The organism is Shewanella schlegeliana (genome assembly GCF_016765635.1).
GTDB lineage: Bacteria > Pseudomonadota > Gammaproteobacteria > Enterobacterales > Shewanellaceae > Shewanella > Shewanella schlegeliana.
On sequence record NZ_JAESVD010000005.1, the window covers coordinates 338340 to 359502 of the forward strand.

Below are 21163 nucleotides of genomic sequence, written 5' to 3' on the forward strand. Positions count from 1 at the left end.
GGTTAACTAAATAGCAATCAATATGAATCACTGGTCAACGTATCAAACGCCTACTTATAAGCGGATAGTGAGTGCGATTAGTCTCTGAAGTTATTAAACTGGAATGGTTGTCCAAGTTCAGATTCGCGAGCAAGTGCCATTACCTGCTGTAGATCATCACGCTTCTTACCCGTAACACGCACTGAGTCACCTTGAATAGATGATTGTACTTTCAGCTTGCTGTCTTTAATTATCTTAACTAACTTTTTGGCGACTAGAGTTTCGATACCTTCTTTAAACTTCACTTTTAAAGAGAAAGTCTTACCGCTATGTACCGCCTTTTCATCGACATCCATCGACTTAGGATCGACATCACGCTTACTCATCTGCATACGTAAAATATCGACCAGTTGACGACACTGAAAGTCATCTTCTGCAGTCAAGGTGACAACATGATCTTTATATTCGATGCTGGCTTCTTTGCCGCGAAAGTCAAAGCGACCTTTCAATTCGCGAACTGAATTATCAACCGCATTACGCAGTTCAACTTCATTTACTTCTGAAACAATATCCATTGAAGGCATAAGTTTGGTCCTTAAAAATTTGCTGTAGCCATATTTTACGCACAGAGCCTGTGAACTTGAAACAAATAAACCATTAAAGCATAGGAAATTGTGGGTTATTGATGACTTTACTGTCGGGTTTTCTTATGATTGAAACAAATAACCCTGATGAATACGACGTGATAAACAGACAAACAATTTTTAAATGGGCACTGGCTATAATGCTTATTCTGGTGAGTTACTTGGTTTTTTCAAAACCTAGCTACCCCACAGGGATCCCTAACTTAGATAAAATTGGTCACCTTGGTAGCTTCTTCATTTTATCTTACCTGACCTATCTGGCCTTTAAACCTAAGTGGTACGTTCTAGCCGTCATTTTAGCGGGCTATGCCGTATTTATCGAAGTCGTACAATCCCAGCTCTCTTATCGTAGCGCCTCTTTTGCCGACTTTATTGCCGACATGGTCGGTATTTCATTGTTCTATTTTACTCATTGGCTTTATTGCCGCTACTTCAAAACAGCTAAGCTCACTGAACCAGACATCCAGTAACCTAACATGCCTTCAAGACCATCGACCCCGGTAAGCCCTAAGCAGATAACAATATTAGGCGCTGGTGCTATAGGCCAGCTCATCTTCCATCAGCTTGCTGAGGCTAATCAGCAAACGGCTTCACGACTAAACTTTATCAGTAAAGAGACTGATTCTGCTGTTACCCCACTTAAATTTACCACACTTGATGGCCAGCAAATCACTCGCCACGCCAAGTTTGTCGGCCTTAAAGATTACGCTCATGAACTTGCCAATACCGAGCTACTGCTAGTCTGTGTTAAGGCATATCAAGTCAAAGCAGCACTTAATTCGGTACTGCCCTACCTGTCCGCAGATGCCCATATTCTGCTGCTGCATAATGGCATGGGACCACATCTAGAGGTTCAGCCAGACCTTGATAGTCGCAGCTTAAGCCTAGGCACTACCTCACAAGGCGCGTTCAGAATAGACAGGTACCATGTAAAACAGACGGGAGCGGGGCTAACTCAGCTTGGGGCATTTATTGGGGCCGAGCTGAGTGAAGAACTTAAGACATTATTACTCAGTAATATTGACCGAAGTACATGGCATAGCGATATCTTACCGCTGCTTTGGCAAAAGCTGGCTATCAATGTGGCGATAAACCCCTTAACGGCGATTCATGATTGCCCTAATGGCGAACTAGCCAAGATTGAATATCGAGATACAATCCACAAAGCGGTCAAAGAGCTCGTTGAAGTTGCCGCAGCAGATGGCCTCAAACTAGAGTTAGCGCTTTTAATTGAGCGTGTTTATCAAGTTATCGAGCTCACCGCACAAAACTTCTCCTCCATGCATCAAGATGTCTACCATCAAAGGCAAACTGAGATAGATGCGATTAATGGCTTCGTTCTGAAACGAGCCCAAACCCACCAAATCTCAGCCCCTTTTAACCTGCGGCTTGTCGAGCAGATAAAGCAGCTAGAAGCGAAATACTCTTATTAGTCTTGTTGTATCGCAAGTCTGGCGAGCCATACATCTTTAACCTATTGCCTTTATCATTAAAATTAAGCATTTCATAAAGTAAAAACCTCAAGCAAGTTCTTCAATTGTGACTAAAATTAGTTCTGTTAGTCCTATTTACAATCGTGTAATAGGAAATAATACAGGCGCACTCAATGCAAAGAGAGCAATGGAACTCAAGGACAGGCTTTATTCTCGCGGCTGTAGGCTCGGCAATTGGCCTGGGGAATATATGGCGTTTCCCCTATATGGCCTACGAAAATGGTGGCGGCGCCTTCTTTATCCCCTATCTGTTTGCCATGCTTACAGCAGGCATCCCCTTTATGATAATGGAGTTCAGCCTCGGCCATAAGTACCGCGGCGCGGCGCCTAAGATCTTCGCCCAACTCGGTAAATCACTCGGCTTTAGGTTAGAGTGGTTAGGTTGGTTCCAAGTGTTTATCGCCGCAGTAATAGCAATCTATTATGTTGCAATTATTGGCTGGGCTATCTCCTACTTCACTTTTTCTATATCCCAAAGCTGGGGAACAGATACCAATGCCTTCTTCTTCAATGAGTATCTGCAATTAGGCGATAACTCTCCAACCAAGCTAGGCTCAATACAGTTTCATATTGCTATCCCAATGGCGATTGCTTGGAGCATTACCACTTTGGCGGTGTATAGCGGCGTTAAAGGCGGTATTGAGCGTGCTAGCAAGATAATGATGCCGCTACTGTTCATCATGGTGCTGCTATTTATTGCACGTATTATTTTTCTGCCCGGTGCCTTAGAGGGCCTCAACTACCTATTTAGACCCGATTTCAGCATGATTTTAGATGCAAGAGTTTGGTCTGCGGCCTATGGTCAGATATTTTTCACCTTAAGTGTCGGCTTTGCGATTATGTTGGCGTACTCCAGCTATCTGCCTGAAAAATCCGATATTAATAACAATGCCTTTATGACAGTGCTTATCAACTGCGGTTTCTCTATCTTAGGCGGTATTATGATCTTCTCCGTTCTCGGCTATATGTCCGAAGAGCAAGCAAAACCCATCACAGATGTGGTGTCATCTGGTGTAGGGCTGGCCTTTGTTACCATACCTGCCGCCATCAATTTACTCCCCGCCCCCTATATCCTGGGTCCGCTATTCTTCTTAGCCCTAGTGGTGGCAGGAATTAGCTCACATATCTCGATTATCGAAGCGGTAGTCTCAGCAGTAATCGATAAACTGTCGATATCGCGAAAAAAAGCCGCACTGCTGGTGTGCGGAACGGGGTTTATTCTCTCCATGGCTTTTTCGAGCAATGGCGGGTTATTACTGCTCGATCTTATCGATTACTTCATAAATAACATCGCCCTACTCTCTAGTTGCCTAATATAATTGGTTATTCTCGCTTGGCTATTTAGGATTGCCGATATTCGCGACTACGCCAACCGATGTAGTGAGTTTAGTATCGGTAAGTGGGCAGAGATCTGCTTGCGCTTTATCTGTCCAATCATGCTAGCAATCATTCTGGTTAAGAACCTTATCAATACACTGGCCAATGGCTATGGTGACTATCCGATAGTGGATCAGTTATTTCTCGGTTGGGGATTAGTGGCCAGCATGCTATTTTTCGCCATCTTTATCAGCGTCATTTCTGGCAACCATTCAAAGGAGCCTGAAGCATGAGTACCGGTGCAATGATAATGATGATATTCGCTTTACTCATCACCTGGGGCGGTGCAGCTGTCTGCATCTCTATCGCGATGAAAGCATCAAGAAGAAAATAACACACTTTAATAAGCCGCTTACCAATAGCAATAAAGGAGCCCTAGGCTCCTTTATTGCTATTGGTATTGGTATAAACATTGATATGAATATCGAGGTTTAATAATTCTTTATATGGACCTCTGGATGAGCATCATCGGTTTTTATGTACATATCAACCTTATCGCCATGAACATCAAAACGGGTCGAGGTCACTGTTCCCATCATCTCGCCTCGCCCTTTCCAAAGCACAGATGTCTCGGCAAAGTGTTGAGATTGTGCCTTGCTTGTATCCACCGTAGCTTTTTGCATAAATGCTTCTGCTGCCGCCTGACGCGCTAAAGACTTAGCGGCAAAGGTATCATCAACGAATTTTTTAGCCTGATACAAAGAGTGGTTAGCATGCACTTTCTTATCGGCATATGAGTAACTCACTTTACCGCCGTTGCTGCCACCAAAGTTATTTTCGATATTCAAAACAGGCTTATCGCTATCGACTACTGTGTAAGTGAAAAATGCCGTGTATTCATCATAAGCATTAAACACAGAGATCAAATCGCTAGGCTGCTCAATATTATAGGCTTCCCAGCTGAGATAATATGATGGCGTTGCATTAGCCGTTAAGATCTCGCCATCGGCTTTTTCACGGGCAGTGCCTTCATCGGCCATGGTGTTCATCAACATGGCTTGGCCACCTTTAGCAATACCGCCATAAGGAATTAATCCGGCCCATGTCTGAATAACTCGAGTTTTCCCATCAGAATCGATGTGATTTAACACTATCAGACCTTCATAGTTAATCCCCATATAGTCAAAATTAGCCTGACCCCATGCACGTCCCTCTTGATCTGACATCCCCATCACGGTGCATTTAGCAGGAGCTGCCGGATCATGTGATGGCTTTTCAGCTTGCAAGAACCCCATACCACCTGAACGCTGAGACTCTAGAATCGCTTCATCGGACATGCCAACAGCAAGCAATAAATTAGGAGAGCGATTAAGTGACTCGGACAGACCTTGAATATAAGCCGCAGCATCGGGTGAGCTTGCTTGAAGCTTACCAAACACATCTTGAGCATCAAATGACTTAGACAAAGCGATAACATTGAGGCCCGGTAACATAACGCCAAGGGTTTGATCAAATCGGTCAATCCCATCTAAGATCTGAGCTTTGGCAACCTCACCAACATGCTTGCCCAACTCATAGCTTGAACCCTCAAACTTAACTTCTGCAATTTGGTCTGTATGCTGAATAATTTCAGCCTGTGCTCCCGCAGTGAATAACGAAGATAAAGCTAGCGATACCGCAATGATTGTTCTGTTCATGCTAAGTCCTCCACAAGATGTTGAGGCTAGAATAGTCACTCTTGCTTTACTATGCATTTCTAAGAGAATTAGTTAACTTAGTAACCAAGTTAATAAGGTATTAAGATAAACTTGTAATTAAGACTAGGTACCCATACCGCTTCAGCAATCCAGTTAGAGTCACCATTTGAATGAATCAAACAGATAAGCAGTCAGCATCGACAGACAGCCCAGCTTTATCCCAACGCCAAGCATGTGCTTTACGCAACTGTGTATGGTTATATCTAGGGGCAATTAGCTGCACTGTTTTTAGCGTGCTGTTTTTAGACCGCCCACTATCAACTTGGCTACACCACAATGTTGATGCCAGTGCCATCTTTAAACCGCTCAGCCAGATGCCTTTGCTGTTCGAAAGCCTCTCTGCCGTCATCATTCTTGCTTGCATTAATTCCGTCTGGCGTAACAAGCTTGCCTCTATGGCGCGAGCACTGTTAATAACCTTACTTATTGCCAGCATCGCCAGAGTCGGCGCTAAATTTATATTTGGTCGCACCTGGCCAGAAACTTGGATCTACACAGATACCAGCAGCAATCTCTCTTGGATCCACAACGGCGTAGAGAGGTTCCATCCTTTTGCCATAGGCGCTGCCTATAACTCCTTCCCCTCTGGTCACGCACTGTTCACTTTTGCGTTGGTCACTGTTTTTTGGTGGCGCTTTCCCAAACTCTATGGTTTGTGGCTATTGGCTATGCTCGGGGCTATTGCTGGACAGTTAGGGCAGAATTATCACTTCCTCGGAGACCTGCTCGCAGGCGCAACCTTAGGCGTACTGAGCGCTCAAATAGCGATCAGGCTCAGTTGCAAGAGTGTTGTGAAAAACCCCTTCAATTCTGATCCTTCAGGCAGCCCTTCTAAAAAAATTCGTTGATATTCAGACCTACGCTAGCTAACTCCACATTACTAAGATAGCGGCAACGGCAATCAGAACCAGCCCTAGCATATCTTTAATTTTCACCTTGTCTTTGAGCCAGAATGTGGCGATAAGCAAGGTGAAGAACACCTCTACCTGACCAAGCGTCTTAACATAAGGCACTGCTTGCAATGACATGGCACTAAACCAACCTATTGAGCCTAGACAACTCGCACTACTGGTAAGCAGCGTCAGCTTTGGCCTTTGCAGTAATCCATCTATGGTGTTCTTGTCTATGACATAGGCGTAAATCAACAGCATCGTTGTCTGTATCGAAATAACTAACAGCAATACCCATGCTGCGCGATGGGGAAAGGGCAGGTCTAGGTTAAGGCTGGCCTCTCTTACCCAAAGAGAGGTCAAAGCAAAAGCTGTACCGCAAGCGAGCCCGAGTAAAACCGTCGATAAGGAGAGTTGTTTAATTCCTTGCTTGCAGCTCATCATAAACACGGCAATACTGCCGACAAACACACCAATCCAACCAAGCAGTGACAGATGAGTACCAAAAAACAGTACCCCAAGAATCGCAGCCACTAAAGCTTCACTCTTAGCTAGGCCGGCCCCCACTGCAAAGTTATTCATTTTGAATAGCTTGACCATCAAAGCCGTTGCAAGAATCTGCACCGCCGCGGCACCAAGCACATAAACGCTAAATTTGAGCGTGATATACGGTAAGCCTACTGGTTGCCAAATATAAAGCGCTACCAAATAGATAATCGCTATCGGCGTAGCCCAGATAAACCGCGCTAGGGTGACGCCTGCAATATTAACCTCTCTACTTAGCTGACTTTGAAAGGCATTGCGCCAAGCCTGCATCGAGGCAGCTAGAAGAGTAAATAAGATCCATGCCATGGAGGTAAGTGCCAAAATTAAAAACGCTATTATGCCTGTAGAAACAAACTGGCGGTGAACAAACGGACAATACTGAAAATAACTCTTGGTGATAATGTGAAACAGTCACAAGTGATGAGCAAGAATAAAAAGGGCAGCGTCTATACGCTGCCCTTTTTCATCATGGAAATTTTCTCGCTAAAAGCTAGAGGCTAGAGCCCGTAGGTGTAGCTAGCACCGAGCCCTAATGGGAAACCTAACGCCCAGTAGGCTAGTAACCACACACTCCATATCGACAGTAGTGCCAAGCTAAATGGCAGCATCATAGAGATCAGCGTACCGATACCGATATTCTTCACATAGCGCTGGCAGTAAACCACCACTAACGGGAAGTAAGGCATCAGTGGTGTAATAATATTTGAGCTTGAATCACCAACGCGATATGCCGCTTGAGACAGATCAGGGCTGATATTAAGCTGCATTAACATAGGCACAAGAACAGGGCCAATCAATGCCCACTTAGCAGATGATGACCCCACAAATAGGTTCACAAAACCCACTAGAATAATCATACCCACAACGGTAATTTCCGCAGGTAAGTTCAGTGCTTTAAGACCACCAGCACCTTCAACCGCAATCAAAGCACCAAGGTTAGATGCTGAGAATGCTGCCACAAACTGAGCACAGAAAAAGGCCATCACGATGTAGTGCGACATACCGCTCATCGATTTAGACATCGCCTGCACAACATCAGCCGATGTCTTAAACGCACCAGTCATATACCCGTATACTAGGCCTGGTAGCATAAAGAAGATAAAGATTAGCGGCACAATTGACTGCATCAAAGGCGCTTTAAAACTCGTCAATGAACCGTTCGCATCGCGTAATGTGGACGTTTCAGGCACAGTTAAAGAGAAGAAGGCTGCAATTGCTACCACCATCACTAAGGTTGCCACACGGAACGCTTTAACTTCAGACGGTTTTTCCTCTTCCATCGCAGGAAGGTCTACTTCTTCACGCTTAACCTTATGAGTGCGGTTTAAGCGTGGCTCCAATACTTTATCGGTCAGATACCAGATAACTAAGGTAATAGGGATACAAGAAGAGGCCGCGAAGAACCAGTTGTTCAGAGGGTTTACTTCGATAGTCGGGTCAACAATTTGTGCTGCAGCTTGGGTAAAGCTTTGCAGTAATGGGTCAATTCCTGACGGGATAAAGTTGGCACAAAAGCCACCAGATACACCCGCAAATGCCGCCGCGATACCCGCCAGAGGATGACGGCCAACGGTGAAGAAAATCACACCAGCAAGCGGAATCACCACCACGTAACCAGCATCGGTTGCGGTGTGAGAGATGATACCGACCAACACAACCGCAGGAGTTAAAAATTTCGCTGGGGTGATTTTTAGCATGCGTTTTAGCGCAGTGTTAATAAAGCCTGAATGCTCAGCGACGCCAACACCCAACATGGCAACCAACACGACACCTAAAGGAGCGAATGCAGTAAAAGTTGTTACCATCGAGGTTAAGAACTTAGTTAGCGCTTCAGCGGTTAACAGATTATGAACCACAATTGGAGAATTAGTCGTCGGGTCGATAGCTTCAAAGCTCACCCCCGATAGCAATGCTGATAGTGCCCACACTGCAAACATGAGTATTAAAAATAACATTGCCGGATCAGGTAACTTATTACCAACCCGTTCAATGCTGTCTAACGCTTTACCTAACATTCCTTTCGGCCCTTCATCAGGAAGCGCGTGTTTGTCTGCTTTCATCATTCAACCTATTTATTATGTTCTTTCACGTTTAAAGCATGCCTAGAACGATGACATCTTAATCACGTGTCTTTTTATAACCTACTAGAATAAATGTCTAATCTGTATCGAAGCTTAATTTACATGGATCAAAACAATAAAACCCTGACTCAATGCAGGGTTTTATATTGTTTAATAAACCTAAAACGGTTTATTACACTTGATTATTACTTGCTTGTGTCGATTGGTTCAAAAGATTTGACCAAATCGTCAATCGCCTTCATCTGCGTTAAGTAGTTCTCTAGCTGGTGTAGAGGTAGCGCACATGGGCCGTCACACTTAGCGTTATCAGGATCTGGATGTGCTTCGATAAACAAGCCAGCTAAGCCAAGAGCCATACCACTACGGGCAAGCTCTGTTGCTTGAGCACGGCGTCCACCAGCACTATCCGCACGTCCACCTGGACGCTGCAGCGCGTGAGTCGCATCGAAGATCACTGGGTAACCCGTTTGCTTCATCTCATCCATACCAAGCATATCTACAACAAGGTTGTTGTAACCAAAGCTTGAGCCACGCTCACATAGCATGATTTCATCATTACCCGCTTCATTAAACTTAGTGATGATATGACGCATCTCATGTGGTGCTAAGAACTGCGGCTTTTTCACGTTAATGATGGCGCCAGTCTTTGCCATAGCCACAACGAGATCGGTTTGACGAGCGAGGAATGCTGGCAACTGAATCACATCAACCACTTCTGCAACAGGTGCACACTGGTGAACCTCATGTACATCGGTGATCAATGGTAGATTGAAGGTAGATTTGATCTCTTCGAAGATCTTCAAGCCCTCTTCCATGCCTGGGCCACGGTAAGAGTTAACAGATGAGCGGTTAGCCTTATCAAAAGAGGCCTTAAACACGTAAGGGATCCCTAGCTTTTGGGTAACTTCAGCATAGGTTTCAGCAATTTGCATTGCCAAGTCACGTGACTCAAGTACGTTCATACCGCCAAACAACACAAAAGGCTTATCATTTGCGATCTCAATCGAACCTAAACTAATGATTTTATTGCTCATCAATCTCTTCTCTCTTCGTGAGCCAAGGCCTGTGCCTTGGCATTAATCAAATAGGCTTTGGTTGCAACCTTAACTGGCTACAACTTGTAAAATTTGGCCACAAATCCACGCCATATAGGTGCCTAAAGCATAGCCTAATACTGCAAGTAACACACCTACAGGTGCTAATGCCGGGTGGAATGCAGCTGCAACAACAGGTGCTGATGCCGCCCCTCCGACGTTAGCTTGACTGCCTACCGCCATATAAAACAGTGGCGCTTTAATCAGCTTGGCTACGATCAGCATAAAGCTTGCGTGCACTAGCATCCAGATCATACCAATGGCAAAGTACCAAAGGTTGTCAGGGTCTGCTAACTTCGAGACATCCATATGCAAACCAATGGTTGCCACTAGGATATATAAAAATGCCGATGCGACCTTAGACGCACCTGCCGCCTCGATATGTCGTACCCGTGTAAACGACAAGATTAAGCCTATTGTTGTCACAGTAACAATTAACCAGAAGAACTTAGAGGTTAAGCTGTAATCTCGAGTCCACGGATAGTTAGTTTCAAAAAATGGTCCTAATAAATCAGCGATGATATGAGCAAAGCCTGTAACACCAAAGCCGATTGCAACAATCATCATCAAGTCGCTCAAGCTTGGAATTCGTGCATTCTCGGCGTGATACTTCTCAACTTTATCCTTCAATGCTTCAAGTGCTGTCGTGTCTGCGCCTGTTTTAGCGTCTATTTGCTTAGCCTTTGATGCCATAAACAGCAGCACTGCCATCCAGATATTTGCCACGATAACGTCCACCGTCACCATGATGGAGAAAATATCACCGCCGACATCGTAAATTTCTTTCATCGCAGCCTGATTGGCTCCGCCGCCAATCCAACTACCAGCAAGAGTTGTCATACCGCGCCACACAGCATCTGGGCCGGTAACATTGAGTATCTCCGGGTTAATCGCCGAAACGATAAGCAATGCAATCGGCCCACCAATCACAATACCCACTGTTCCGGTCAGGAACATCACAATGGCCTTAGGGCCTAGAGATAAAATGGCCTTTAGGTCGACACTCAAAATCAGTAACACTAAACATGCAGGTAGTAGGTAACGCGATGCAACAAAATAAAGTTGCGAAGTATTACCATCGATAATATTAAATGTGTTTAACAAAGAAGGTAAGAAATAGCACATCAACAATGCAGGAACGAAAGTATAAAACTTCTTCCAAAATGGATGACTACTATTACTGGTGTAAAACACAAAACCTAGCACTACAGCTAGAATACCTAATGCGGTGGCATCATTCGTCACCAGTGCACTAGTCACTGAATCCGTACTACTCATGAACTCTATCCCCTTGATATTGGCAGTCATTTGCCTACTTATTATTTTTTTACTTCAATTTGTTGGTGTAACACTTTCTATGTTGACGCTTTTATTGCCATCGCTATGTGGCTGCGCCTTTTTATTTCTATCGACGATCAAACAACACTATCAACACAAAAGGGCCTATACGGCCCTATTGCTTTACGTTAGTGGAAAGTTTCGACTTCCTCTTTAAGTTCTTTTAACTGCATCTTCACCAGTTCAATCACCGGATCATGTGGACTATTTTCCACAAAATGCGTTAAATCTGCAGTTGCAACACTGATACACCCAAGCTGTTGAGCAATGAAAGCGCGCTCTCGATTAAGATTTAAATCATCGCCATGCCATTGAAGTAGCAAGTTGCAACACTCCATTGCAGGTTCGAAGTTATGGCCAACAATGCTACCCGCTTTCATCTCATGTAACATACGAGAAATGATGCGCTTAATGCTCGCAGGCTTTAAGTAGCTAGGCTTAAACTTAGCTGCATTACCGAGTTCACCACGCACAAAAACATGCAACTGATGTTTAGTCAACTCAGCCCCAGTTAGTGGGTCGATGTAGCGAACTTCATCATCAATTCGGCTACAAAGTACGGTATGCCCTGGTAATAACAATAACTCCAAGCTCAGGTCTAGTTGCTTGGCCAGCAACATCAATACGGTTGCGAGCGTTGTACTATTTCCCTGCTTTGAGGTTAGACACTTACCTAAGTCAGCCGCTTCGACGCTATAATACGCCTCTCGCGGACAGAAGCCTAAGTCGTTGTAAAACCAGTTAAGAAGCCCTTGCAAGCGAGCATGCCTATCAACAACATAAAAGCTCAATACTGAACCGGCTAATTCGAGCCAAGCCCAATTAGCGTTTTTAACCTTTGAAAAACCAAGATGTTCAGCAATTTCTAAGGCTGTTTCTGGAAGTTGAATCGAGTCGTGAAGTTTCAAATCTGTCATTAACCTAATAATACTGCTTGTTTAAACATCGCCAGCTTAGCGGCATACACCACCCAACCAATCGCGCCTAATGCAGCAAACACTTTAAATAATTTATTACGATCGGCTTTGAGCGCAATAGTCGCTAACAGGATATATGCCGCAACGGCACCAAGTTTTTCAGTCATCCAAGGGTCGACAAATGGATACTGCTTGATTGAAAAGCACAAGATTAATCCTGAAATCAGCAAGAAAGTATCAATAACATGGGGAGCGATCTTAATAACCTTTTTTTCCAAAACTGGCGACTGGCGTAGATGCATGACAAAACGCACTAAAAAAAACAATACGCTAGCTACGATAAGCGTCATATGAAGATGCTTAAACACTGGGTATAAACCGTAAAAAGTTTCCATGATAAAAATCTATTAGCCGATAAAGGCGGCTAGTGTACCCCATACATTAACCCATAACCAATATACCGCCGCGCAACAGGAAGAAACGCACAAAGTTTAACCAAAGCGAGTATTGCTGCGATTTATTGCAAGCATGCTTGTACCAAGTTTTACCTTATGGTGTTATTTGGGCCTAATAATAAAGAAGAGACACAAATAATGAGCTTAGATATGCAGTTTACCCAAGACGACAGTGATGAATTTGCCGATGTCATTAAACAGAAAATTGCGGAGTTTAACTGGCAACACTGGGAAGTATCAGAAAGGCTACCTCTAGGGCTAAAGCTTGAAGACGATAATGGCCAACTTGTCGCAGGATTTTCAGGTAGAACCTTTGGCAACTGGCTTATGATAGACAACCTGTGGGTCGCTGAAAGCCTACGAGGACAGCAAGTCGGTCACCAACTGCTTACCGAGGCAGAGACTATCGCCAAGGCTCGTGGTTGCCAATCAGCAATTTTAGATACGCTCAACTTCCAGGCTAAGCCATTTTATGAGGCAAGAGGTTACCAATTGAAGTGGACCCAACAGGCCTATCCCAAAACAGGGTGTAAATATTTTATGGTAAAACAGCTCTCATAACCCTCTTACATGTTCGTCCTAGTAAAGACCAGTACTTGCAGAGATCTCTTCTGGGCTAGAAACAAAAAAGGCACTAACAATAGTGCCTTTTGTTTAATTCGCAACAACATACTACCTAGGCCAACGTCCTAGTGTGCAGCGGTCGTTACTACCAAAGTCACGAACCGTCGCCACGTTTTCATAGCCCAGCTCAATTAACTTCTCTCTTAACTCGATAGCTTGCTGATAACCATGCTCGAGTAACAAGTAACCACCCGGTGCTAAGTAATCGCGAGCCGACTCTGCAATATAAAACAGATCGGCAAAGCCTCGCTGTGGCGCCGTTAATGCGCTGGCAGGCTCAAATCTGACATCGCCTTGAGAAAGATGTTCATCTTCCTCATCGATATAGGGCGGGTTAGACACAATCAAGTTAAAATCATAACACTCAACAGCATCGAACCAATCGCTTTGAAACACATCGACTTGCTCAAGCTTTAAGTTGGTACGGTTTTCTTTAGCTAACGCCACCGCATCTTCAACTTTATCAATCGCACAAACTTGCCACTCACTACGCTCATGGGCTAATGACAGTGCGATAGCCCCTGTCCCCGTGCCCAAATCGAGCACCTTGGCATTATCAGCCAAAGGCAGATTCAGCGCCGTCTCAACTAGGATTTCGGTATCGGGACGAGGAATGAGTGTGGTCGGGTTGACCCTAAAAGGCAGCGACCAAAACTCCCTTTCACCCACAATATGTGCAATAGGATTACCACGTAAACGCTTGGCTAACATCTGCTTAAACTCAAAAACCTGCTCGGGTTCTAAGCTTCTATCGGGCCAAGTGTACAGATAGCTGCGCGGCTTGTTGATCACATGAAGCAGCATGACCTCGGCATCAAGAGATGCCGAGTCTGAAATACTTTCAAGCTGAGAAGAGGCCCACTTAAGCGCCCCTGAGATAGTTAATTGCAAGGAATATCCTTATTCATCTGTAGCACAATGAGTTTGCAAAGGTTTAAGCTTCACCCAGCGCTGCAAGCATATCCGCTTGGTTTTCTTGGATTAAAGGCTCGATAACCACATCGATATCCCCTTCCATAAACTCACCTAAGCGATATAAGGTTAAGTTAATTCTGTGCTCACTCACTCGGCCTTGCGGGAAGTTATAAGTACGGATACGCTCCGAACGATCACCACTGGTTACCAAGTTACGACGTGTGCTTTCTTCAGCGCTGCGACGCTTCTCGTCTTCTACCGCTTGAATACGTGCAGACAGAACACTCATGGCTTGAGCACGGTTCTTATGCTGTGAACGCTGATCTTGACACTCAACCACGATACCCGTTGGAATATGGGTAATACGAATAGCCGAGTCGGTTTTGTTAACGTGCTGACCACCGGCACCAGATGCGCGGAAAGTATCGACCTTCAAGTCAGCCTTGTTGATCTCAATCGCTTCTGCTTCTGGAATCTCAGGTAGTACAATCACAGTACAAGCCGAGGTATGTACACGGCCTTGAGATTCAGTTTCTGGTACACGTTGTACACGGTGGCCACCTGACTCGAATTTCAGTCTACCGTAAACGCCTTCACCGCTGATCTTAGCAATCACTTCTTTAAAGCCGCCATGCTCACCTTCGTTGGTGTTCATGACTTCAATTTGCCAACGCTTACTTTCGGCGTATTTGCTGTACATGCGGAATAGATCACCGGCAAAAATCGCCGCCTCATCACCACCCGCACCCGCGCGGATTTCGATAAAGCAGTTATTGTCATCGTTTGGATCTTTTGGAAGTAATAGGATCTGTAGTTCGGCCTCAAGTGCAGCGATAGCTTCTTTAGCGGCTTTATACTCTTCCTGAGCCATCTCTTTAAGCTCTGGATCATCCTCTTCCATCATCTCTTTAGCCGACTCAAAGTCTTCTTCGGCTTGTTGGTAAGACTTAAAGGTCTTTACCACATCTTCAAGTTGAGAATACTCTTTAGACAAGGCGCGAAAACGCTCCTGATCGGCAATAATGCTTGCATCGCTCAGTAACGCCAACACTTCTTCATTACGTTCAAGTAAGCCTTCAAGCTTACGAATCACACTGTCCTTCATTAAAACGCTAACCTTAGTCTTTATCTAGTCCAAGCACAGCTCTTAATTGTCCAAGAGAATTCAGGTCCCCTTGTCGACTCGCAGCGGTAAGCGCTTGTGTCGGCGCATGGATCAGTTTGTTGGTAAGCTTATTGGCTAGCTCTAGTAAGACCTGCTCACTATTACCACCTTGGGCCAACTTGTTGACCGCTCGCTCTACCAGCTCATCTTTAATCGCCATACTTTGGGTGCGATATTCACGGATACTGTCTACCGACTCTAGTGAGCGGATCCATTCCATGAATTGATAAGCTTGATCTTCTGCAATTAATTCTGCTTGCTCGGCGGCTTCTCTTCGAGACGCCATATTCTGTTCAATAATGCTTTGTAGGTCATCCACGGTATAGAGGAATGCATCCTCTAGATCCGCAACTTCAGCCTCGATATCTCGAGGAACTGCTATATCAACCAACAACATAGGTTGATGACGACGCTGCTTAAGCGCTTTTTCTACCATGCCTTTACCAAGAATTGGTAATGGGCTAGCCGTAGAGGATATCACGATATCGGCCTTAGGGAGAAAATCTGGAATCTGTTCTAGTGTAATAGCTGTCGCACCGAACTCTTCGCACATAGCTTCCGCACGTGAAACAGTACGGTTTGCAACCACCATGGCTTTAACACCATTGTCTTTTAGGTGACGCGCAACAAGCTCAATTGTCTCACCCGCACCGACTAATAATACCTGAGTCGTACTGAGTGATGAGAAAATATGCTTGGCCATGCTGACAGCAGCGAATGCTACAGAGACGGCAGCGGCGCCAATCTCGGTTTCGGTACGAATTTTTTTAGCCACTGAAAAGGTGTTTTGAAACAACCTATCCATAGTCGTCGCAACGGTACCCGCCTCTTTTGCTTTCACAAAAGACTGCTTTACCTGACCGAGAATTTGCGGTTCGCCTAAAATTAGTGAATCGAGTCCAGCAGATACGCGCATCAAATGTTTGACCGCTTCCTGACCATTATATTGGTATAGACAAGGCTCAACGTCTTCGTGGGAAAGTTGATGATAATCTTCCAGCCATGCAACCACGTCAGCGGCTTCACTGTTGTTACAGTAAAGTTCTGTACGGTTACAGGTGGAAATGATGACGGCTTCGCCAGATTGAGTGCTAGCAGCTAGACTCTTCATGGCATCATGAATTTTATCTGGGCCGAATGCGACTTTTTCTCGCAGGTCGACCGTGGCCGTTTTATGGTTAATTCCGATTGCTACAAGGCTCATTTGACTCGTTCTGGACTCTTGGGCATCTCATTTATTGGTGCCATTCTACTGAATTGGTATTGTTAAAAACAGAATACGCTTAACAAAACCGAATAATAATCTCTGTTCTTACCCATTTTTTCAATTAGCATCACTTTTTTAACTATTCATATATAGTTATGTCACGCATTAACGACATTGAGCATTGTATAAATTTATATTTTTGCATATGGGCATTGGTAAATCATTCAACCCCTCGTATCATAAGGGCTCTTTTATATCAGTAATAGATGAATAATTTGAGACGCATCACAAAAAACACTTATCTATGGGTGATTCTGGGCACTCTTTTTGTCAGCGGTTGCTCAACTACCATACCAGACAACCTGGTTCCCGTCTCTGTTAACAAAGTGCAGCAGGCTGACGCGTGGGAGATGCAGGGCAAACTTGCGGTCAGAACACCTCAAGACAAGTTCAGCACCAATCTTTATTGGCTTCACAGTCCCGACCGCGATGAACTAAAGCTGACGACCATGTTGGGTACGACAGTACTGTCGCTATCAAACCATGCAGGCAACGCCACTCTGGAAGTTGACGGCAAGACCTACACAGATAGTGATCCTCAGCGCCTTCTCACTCGAGTATCGGGTTGGTCAATACCGATAGAGTCACTGCCTCTTTGGATCACTGGCCAGTTAACCGTCGGTGATAAATTGATGGCTAAAGACGCCCAAGGTCGTCCTGCGAAGCTGGTTAATTCTGAGCAGTTTCCCCCCTGGGAAGTGGACTTTAAGAGCTGGCAGGAGCAAAGCGGCGCCGAAGTGCCGCGTTTACTTAACCTGCAGCGTGGCGACGTACGTTTAAAGCTACAGCTCAATCAATGGCAAGCTTTAGCCCCTCAAAGTCAAATACTTATTCAACAGACGTCAAAACCCGAGAGTTCTTTATGACAGCGTCACTTTCTCTAGGCTGGCCAGCACCAGCTAAACTTAATCTGTTTCTGCATATCAACGCTCAGCGTAGTGATGGCTATCACGAGCTGCAAACTCTGTTTCAATTCGTCGAGCATTGTGACTACCTAGACTTTAAAGTGTTAGAGACGTCGGAGCTAAAATTACACTCCAATATGTCGGCAGCTGTTGCCGACAGCGATAACTTAATTCTCAGAGCCGCAAAATCACTGCAACAACGAACAGGCTGTCAGCTTGGCGCTGAAATTTGGCTCGATAAGCGTCTGCCTATGGGCGGAGGTCTTGGTGGCGGTTCCTCCGATGCGGCCACCACTTTGGTCGCCCTAAATCAGCTTTGGAAAACTGGCTTATCAGCAACTGAACTTTGCGAGTTAGGATTAAAGCTAGGCGCGGATGTCCCTGTTTTCGTTAATGGTTTTTCAGCATTTGCCGAAGGTGTGGGTGAGAAACTGCAAAACGTTGAACCCTCAGAGCCTTGGTATCTTGTGTTGGTACCTCAGGTGCATGTCTCTACAGCTGAAGTATTTCAAGATCCAGAGTTGCCTCGCGATACGCCAAAGCTAAGTCTCGAGTCATTAATGAACAGCCCTTGGAAAAATGACTGCCAAACATTAGTCGCAAAACGCTACCCTCAAGTTGCCAAAACCTTAGACTGGCTGCTAGAATATGCGCCGTCCAGAATGACCGGAACAGGAGCATGTGTTTTTGGTCAATTCGAACAGGAGCAACAAGCTAAAGATGTATTGGCGAAATTGCCTGCATCGATAAAAGGCTTTGTCGCGAAAGGGGCAAATAAATCGCCGTTGATGCTGAGATTAGCTCAGTGTTAACCACTTTCTGGGATACTTTAATATCCCAGCCACAATCATGAAGCATACGCCTGAGGTTCCTACAGTGCCTGACATTAAACTTTTTGCCGGTAACGCTACACCTAGTCTCGCTAAGAAGATAGCCGATCGTCTATTTTGTAAACTTGGAGACGCGGAAGTAGGCGTTTTCAGTGACGGCGAAATCAGTGTCCAAATTAATGAAAATGTACGTGGTGCGGATGTATTCATCATTCAATCTACTTGCGCTCCTACTAACGATAACCTAATGGAACTTATCGTTATGGTTGACGCGCTTCGTCGTGCATCAGCTGGTCGTATTACAGCGGTTATTCCTTACTTTGGTTACGCGCGTCAGGACCGTCGTGTTCGTAGTGCTCGTGTACCGATCACTGCTAAAGTTGTTGCAGATTTCCTATCAAGCGTTGGTGTTGATCGCGTATTGACATGTGATCTACACGCTGAGCAAATCCAAGGTTTCTTCGACGTTCCAGTTGATAACGTATTCGGTAGCCCAGTGCTACTAGAAGACATGTTAGCTAAGAACCTAGAAAACCCTGTAGTTGTTTCTCCTGATATCGGTGGCGTTGTACGCGCTCGTGCTGTCGCTAAGCTTCTGGATGATTCAGACTTAGCAATTATCGACAAGCGTCGCCCACAGGCGAACGTTGCTCAAGTAATGCATATCATTGGTGACGTTCAAGGCCGTGACTGTATCATCGTTGATGATATGATCGACACTGGCGGTACACTATGTAAAGCTGCTGAAGCATTGAAAGAGCATGGTGCAAACCGCGTATTCGCATACGCTACTCACCCTGTTTTCTCTGGCAACGCTGCTAAGAACATCGCTGAGTCTGTAATCGATGAAGTTATCGTGACTGATACTATCCCGCTAAGTGCAGAAATTGCAGCGCTAGATAAAGTATCTCAGTTGACTATGTCTACTGTTATGGCTGAAGCAATTCGCCGTGTAAGTAACGAAGAGTCAATCTCTGCAATGTTTAAGCACTAATCCTTAGCGAACAAGCTAATAATTAGGCTAGCAAGATAGAGAATAAAAACGCACTCCTTGGAGTGCGTTTTTTATACCTAAAAATCATCATTACCCTATTGAACAAACCTTCGCTTCAGTGCATCGTCTCTCACAGCCTTAGTCACATCGTAAGCGATACTACGGCGCAGTTTAACCAACCAGCCATCAACCCTATCCATATCGACTTTACAGCTCTTTTTACCACAATCAGGTCGCTCTGCACTTATCAGCTTAACAGCAACACTGTTATCCTTTACCACCAGCTCAACTTTTACCTTATAGCTCTTATAATCTAAATTAGCAGACCTTAGTCCTGACTCCTCTTTGCTAAATACCCAATGATGACGTTTAGCCGCATCGCTCAGCATCCTATCGAGGTCTGTAATATAGTTACCGTATGGGATCGGATCTTGGTAGAGTTGCAGCTCACTCGCCGCTACAGGTATCGCCCCCAAATAGCCTACAAGCAAACCTGCTATGATTTTTCTCATCTTGTTATCCTTAACGTTATTAAAGCCGAGCTAATTGTTTGCTGATGCTATTTCTAAGGTTTTTAATGTAGTTGTAGTAGCCTCGGCTGTTTTTATAACAGATATCGTCTACTAGCTTCTTACACACATAGTCACCAAGAGCATCGTGATACTTTAGCTGGACCAAAGACTGGTCATACTCTATTCGCATCACATTGGTATCCCCACGGTAGTCAAACCGCGCTAATATATAACCTTCTCCCTCACCTTGGTACACCCAAGCGAAGCCTTTGGTGGTCAACATTCCCTCTAAAATTCCATAACGGATCTTAGCTAGCTCATGGGTTCCGGTTTCAATTTCTTTATGAACCGCTCTTATATAACGATCAGAAGACTTAGGCGTAATCTTGTCATTGACCTCAAGTGTCGATGGTGCGGCTTGAATGGCACAACTCGCTGCCAGTAAACACCCAAGAGATAAGGCTGTTAAAGGCCTCATAGTATTCGCTCCCTGAAATGATAAAGCAGAATCCTAGCATAGAATTTAAGCAATTGTGTAAAGGGAAGGGATGGGGCTGTGAGCATGAAGCAGTTTGCAGAGTTTCTAAAACGCGAAAAACAAAAAGCCCATCCGAAGATGGGCTTTTTTGTATATGGCTGGGGTACCAGGATTTGAACCTGGGAATGCCGAGATCAAAACCCGGTGCCTTACCGCTTGGCGATACCCCAATCAAACTTTTACTACTAATGAAGAGTTAAACTCATCATTATTTAAATAAATGGTACGGGAAGAGAGACTTGAACTCTCACACCTTGCGGCACCAGAACCTAAATCTGGCGTGTCTACCAATTCCACCACTCCCGCACAACATCAGTTTTTACATCTTGATTAAGATGACTCTACGTTTAATATCCTGAGCAGGATCTTTTCCACATTCAACAGTAATGCATATATCTTATACTGCAAACCATCAAGGTCAAGAATTTGGCTGGGGTACCAGGATTTGAACCTGGGAATGCCGAGATCAAAACCCGGTGCCTTACCGCTTGGCGATACCCCAATAAATCTTGTTAAATTCGATGGTACGGGAAGAGAGACTTGAACTCTCACACCTTGCGGCACCAGAACCTAAATCTGGCGTGTCTACCAATTCCACCACTCCCGCATCGAACTTTACTGCAAGTTGCCTTGCTTTTATCTTACAAGCTCTAAAGCTTATAAGACAAGGTCAATTACTCAACCTTTTAAAAATGGCTGGGGTACCAGGATTTGAACCTGGGAATGCCGAGATCAAAACCCGGTGCCTTACCGCTTGGCGATACCCCAATCAATCTTTCTTACTCATAGCCAGCTTAAGCTCGCTATGCTAAATAAATGGTACGGGAAGAGAGACTTGAACTCTCACACCTTGCGGCACCAGAACCTAAATCTGGCGTGTCTACCAATTCCACCACTCCCGC

At 44.9% G+C, this 21163-nt stretch carries 21 protein-coding genes, 6 tRNA genes and 1 pseudogene; 9 read left to right on the plus strand and 19 right to left on the minus strand.

The features are described 5' to 3' along the window. Positions 1-77: 77 nt before the first annotated feature. Positions 78-563, minus strand: a complete 486-nt coding sequence (locus JMA39_RS10905; RefSeq protein WP_202721905.1) for a YajQ family cyclic di-GMP-binding protein — start codon at positions 561-563, stop codon at positions 78-80. A gap of 125 nt (positions 564-688) precedes the next feature. Between JMA39_RS10905 and JMA39_RS10910 the strand changes: the two genes are divergently transcribed. The 4 genes and pseudogenes from JMA39_RS10910 (at position 689) to JMA39_RS10925 (ending at position 3827) form a co-directional block, all read left to right on the plus strand. Next, positions 689-1093, plus strand: coding sequence for a VanZ family protein (locus tag JMA39_RS10910; protein WP_373316328.1), 405 nt, complete (start codon positions 689-691; stop codon positions 1091-1093). Positions 1094-1099: 6 nt separating this feature from the next. Beyond that, positions 1100-2056 (plus strand): ketopantoate reductase family protein, encoded by a 957-nt coding sequence (locus JMA39_RS10915; RefSeq protein ID WP_202721906.1) that lies wholly within the window; start codon positions 1100-1102, stop codon positions 2054-2056. Between the two features lie 173 nt (positions 2057-2229). Beyond that, positions 2230-3726, plus strand: a pseudogene (locus tag JMA39_RS10920) (sodium-dependent transporter). A gap of 20 nt (positions 3727-3746) precedes the next feature. Beyond that, positions 3747-3827, plus strand: a complete 81-nt coding sequence (locus JMA39_RS10925) for a MetS family NSS transporter small subunit (RefSeq protein WP_237732791.1) — start codon at positions 3747-3749, stop codon at positions 3825-3827. A 97-nt stretch (positions 3828-3924) separates the two neighbouring features. Here JMA39_RS10925 and JMA39_RS10930 read toward each other — a convergent pair whose 3' ends face one another. Further along, complete coding sequence (locus JMA39_RS10930; protein ID WP_202721908.1) at positions 3925-5130, minus strand: C45 family autoproteolytic acyltransferase/hydolase; 1206 nt, start codon at positions 5128-5130, stop codon at positions 3925-3927. A 170-nt stretch (positions 5131-5300) separates the two neighbouring features. On the opposite strand from JMA39_RS10930, the gene JMA39_RS10935 reads away from it, so the two are divergent. Beyond that, positions 5301-6038, plus strand: coding sequence for a phosphatase PAP2 family protein (locus tag JMA39_RS10935; protein ID WP_202721909.1), 738 nt, complete (start codon positions 5301-5303; stop codon positions 6036-6038). An 18-nt stretch (positions 6039-6056) separates the two neighbouring features. On the opposite strand, the gene JMA39_RS10940 is transcribed toward JMA39_RS10935, so the two are convergent. The 6 genes from JMA39_RS10940 to JMA39_RS10965 form a co-directional block, all read right to left on the minus strand. Continuing rightward, positions 6057-6932 carry a DMT family transporter gene (locus tag JMA39_RS10940; protein ID WP_202721910.1) on the minus strand — a complete coding sequence of 292 codons (876 nt, stop codon included), beginning with the start codon at positions 6930-6932 and terminating at the stop codon, positions 6057-6059. A 191-nt stretch (positions 6933-7123) separates the two neighbouring features. Then, entirely contained in the window at positions 7124-8686 is a 1563-nt protein-coding gene (locus tag JMA39_RS10945; RefSeq protein ID WP_202721963.1) for an AbgT family transporter, read from the minus strand. Between the two features lie 206 nt (positions 8687-8892). Then, positions 8893-9741: a 3-deoxy-8-phosphooctulonate synthase gene (gene kdsA, locus JMA39_RS10950; protein WP_202721911.1), complete on the minus strand. Its 849-nt coding sequence runs from the start codon at positions 9739-9741 to the stop codon at positions 8893-8895. Between the two features lie 69 nt (positions 9742-9810). Next, the gene (locus JMA39_RS10955) at positions 9811-11079 is read right to left on the minus strand and encodes a DUF819 family protein (protein WP_202721912.1); all 1269 of its coding nucleotides are present in this window, start codon (positions 11077-11079) and stop codon (positions 9811-9813) included. Positions 11080-11267: 188 nt separating this feature from the next. Further along, complete coding sequence (locus tag JMA39_RS10960; RefSeq protein WP_202721913.1) at positions 11268-12056, minus strand: transglutaminase family protein; 789 nt, start codon at positions 12054-12056, stop codon at positions 11268-11270. Continuing rightward, positions 12056-12451 carry a SirB2 family protein gene (locus JMA39_RS10965; RefSeq protein WP_202721914.1) on the minus strand — a complete coding sequence of 132 codons (396 nt, stop codon included), beginning with the start codon at positions 12449-12451 and terminating at the stop codon, positions 12056-12058. Before JMA39_RS10965 ends, JMA39_RS10960 begins: the two co-directional genes overlap by 1 nt. 198 nt (positions 12452-12649) lie before the next feature. Here JMA39_RS10965 and JMA39_RS10970 point away from each other — a divergent pair, with 198 nt between their 5' ends. After that, positions 12650-13072 carry a GNAT family N-acetyltransferase gene (locus JMA39_RS10970; RefSeq protein WP_202721915.1) on the plus strand — a complete coding sequence of 141 codons (423 nt, stop codon included), beginning with the start codon at positions 12650-12652 and terminating at the stop codon, positions 13070-13072. Positions 13073-13183: 111 nt separating this feature from the next. Here JMA39_RS10970 and prmC read toward each other — a convergent pair whose 3' ends face one another. The 3 genes from prmC to hemA are packed head-to-tail and all read right to left on the minus strand — an operon-like array spanning position 13184 to position 16419. Continuing rightward, positions 13184-14026, minus strand: coding sequence for a peptide chain release factor N(5)-glutamine methyltransferase (gene prmC, locus JMA39_RS10975; RefSeq protein WP_202721916.1), 843 nt, complete (start codon positions 14024-14026; stop codon positions 13184-13186). A 43-nt stretch (positions 14027-14069) separates the two neighbouring features. Further along, positions 14070-15155 (minus strand): peptide chain release factor 1, encoded by a 1086-nt coding sequence (gene prfA, locus JMA39_RS10980; protein WP_202721917.1) that lies wholly within the window; start codon positions 15153-15155, stop codon positions 14070-14072. Positions 15156-15168: 13 nt separating this feature from the next. Then, complete coding sequence (gene hemA, locus JMA39_RS10985; protein ID WP_202721918.1) at positions 15169-16419, minus strand: glutamyl-tRNA reductase; 1251 nt, start codon at positions 16417-16419, stop codon at positions 15169-15171. A gap of 269 nt (positions 16420-16688) precedes the next feature. On the opposite strand from hemA, the gene lolB reads away from it, so the two are divergent. From lolB to JMA39_RS11000, 3 genes are all read left to right on the plus strand, one after another. Then, complete coding sequence (gene lolB / locus JMA39_RS10990) at positions 16689-17348, plus strand: lipoprotein insertase outer membrane protein LolB (RefSeq protein WP_202721919.1); 660 nt, start codon at positions 16689-16691, stop codon at positions 17346-17348. Next, the gene (gene ispE, locus JMA39_RS10995) at positions 17345-18199 is read left to right on the plus strand and encodes a 4-(cytidine 5'-diphospho)-2-C-methyl-D-erythritol kinase (protein ID WP_202721920.1); all 855 of its coding nucleotides are present in this window, start codon (positions 17345-17347) and stop codon (positions 18197-18199) included. The genes lolB and ispE overlap by 4 nt, the downstream gene beginning before the upstream one ends. A 64-nt stretch (positions 18200-18263) precedes the next feature. Then, a complete protein-coding gene (locus JMA39_RS11000) occupies positions 18264-19211 on the plus strand; it encodes a ribose-phosphate pyrophosphokinase (RefSeq protein ID WP_202721921.1) in 948 nt (315 codons plus the stop codon). Positions 19212-19306: 95 nt separating this feature from the next. Here JMA39_RS11000 and JMA39_RS11005 read toward each other — a convergent pair whose 3' ends face one another. From JMA39_RS11005 to JMA39_RS11040, 8 genes are all read right to left on the minus strand, one after another. Next, positions 19307-19723, minus strand: coding sequence for a hypothetical protein (locus JMA39_RS11005; protein ID WP_202721922.1), 417 nt, complete (start codon positions 19721-19723; stop codon positions 19307-19309). Between the two features lie 19 nt (positions 19724-19742). Continuing rightward, positions 19743-20201: a hypothetical protein gene (locus JMA39_RS11010; protein ID WP_202721923.1), complete on the minus strand. Its 459-nt coding sequence runs from the start codon at positions 20199-20201 to the stop codon at positions 19743-19745. A 155-nt stretch (positions 20202-20356) separates the two neighbouring features. Next, positions 20357-20431: transfer RNA gene (locus tag JMA39_RS11015), tRNA-Gln, on the minus strand. A gap of 51 nt (positions 20432-20482) precedes the next feature. Further along, positions 20483-20567, minus strand: a tRNA-Leu gene (locus JMA39_RS11020). 121 nt (positions 20568-20688) lie between these two features. Further along, positions 20689-20763: transfer RNA gene (locus JMA39_RS11025), tRNA-Gln, on the minus strand. 20 nt (positions 20764-20783) lie between these two features. After that, positions 20784-20868 (minus strand) — tRNA-Leu (locus JMA39_RS11030). Positions 20869-20954: 86 nt separating this feature from the next. Further along, positions 20955-21029: transfer RNA gene (locus tag JMA39_RS11035), tRNA-Gln, on the minus strand. A 49-nt stretch (positions 21030-21078) separates the two neighbouring features. Next, positions 21079-21163 (minus strand) — tRNA-Leu (locus JMA39_RS11040).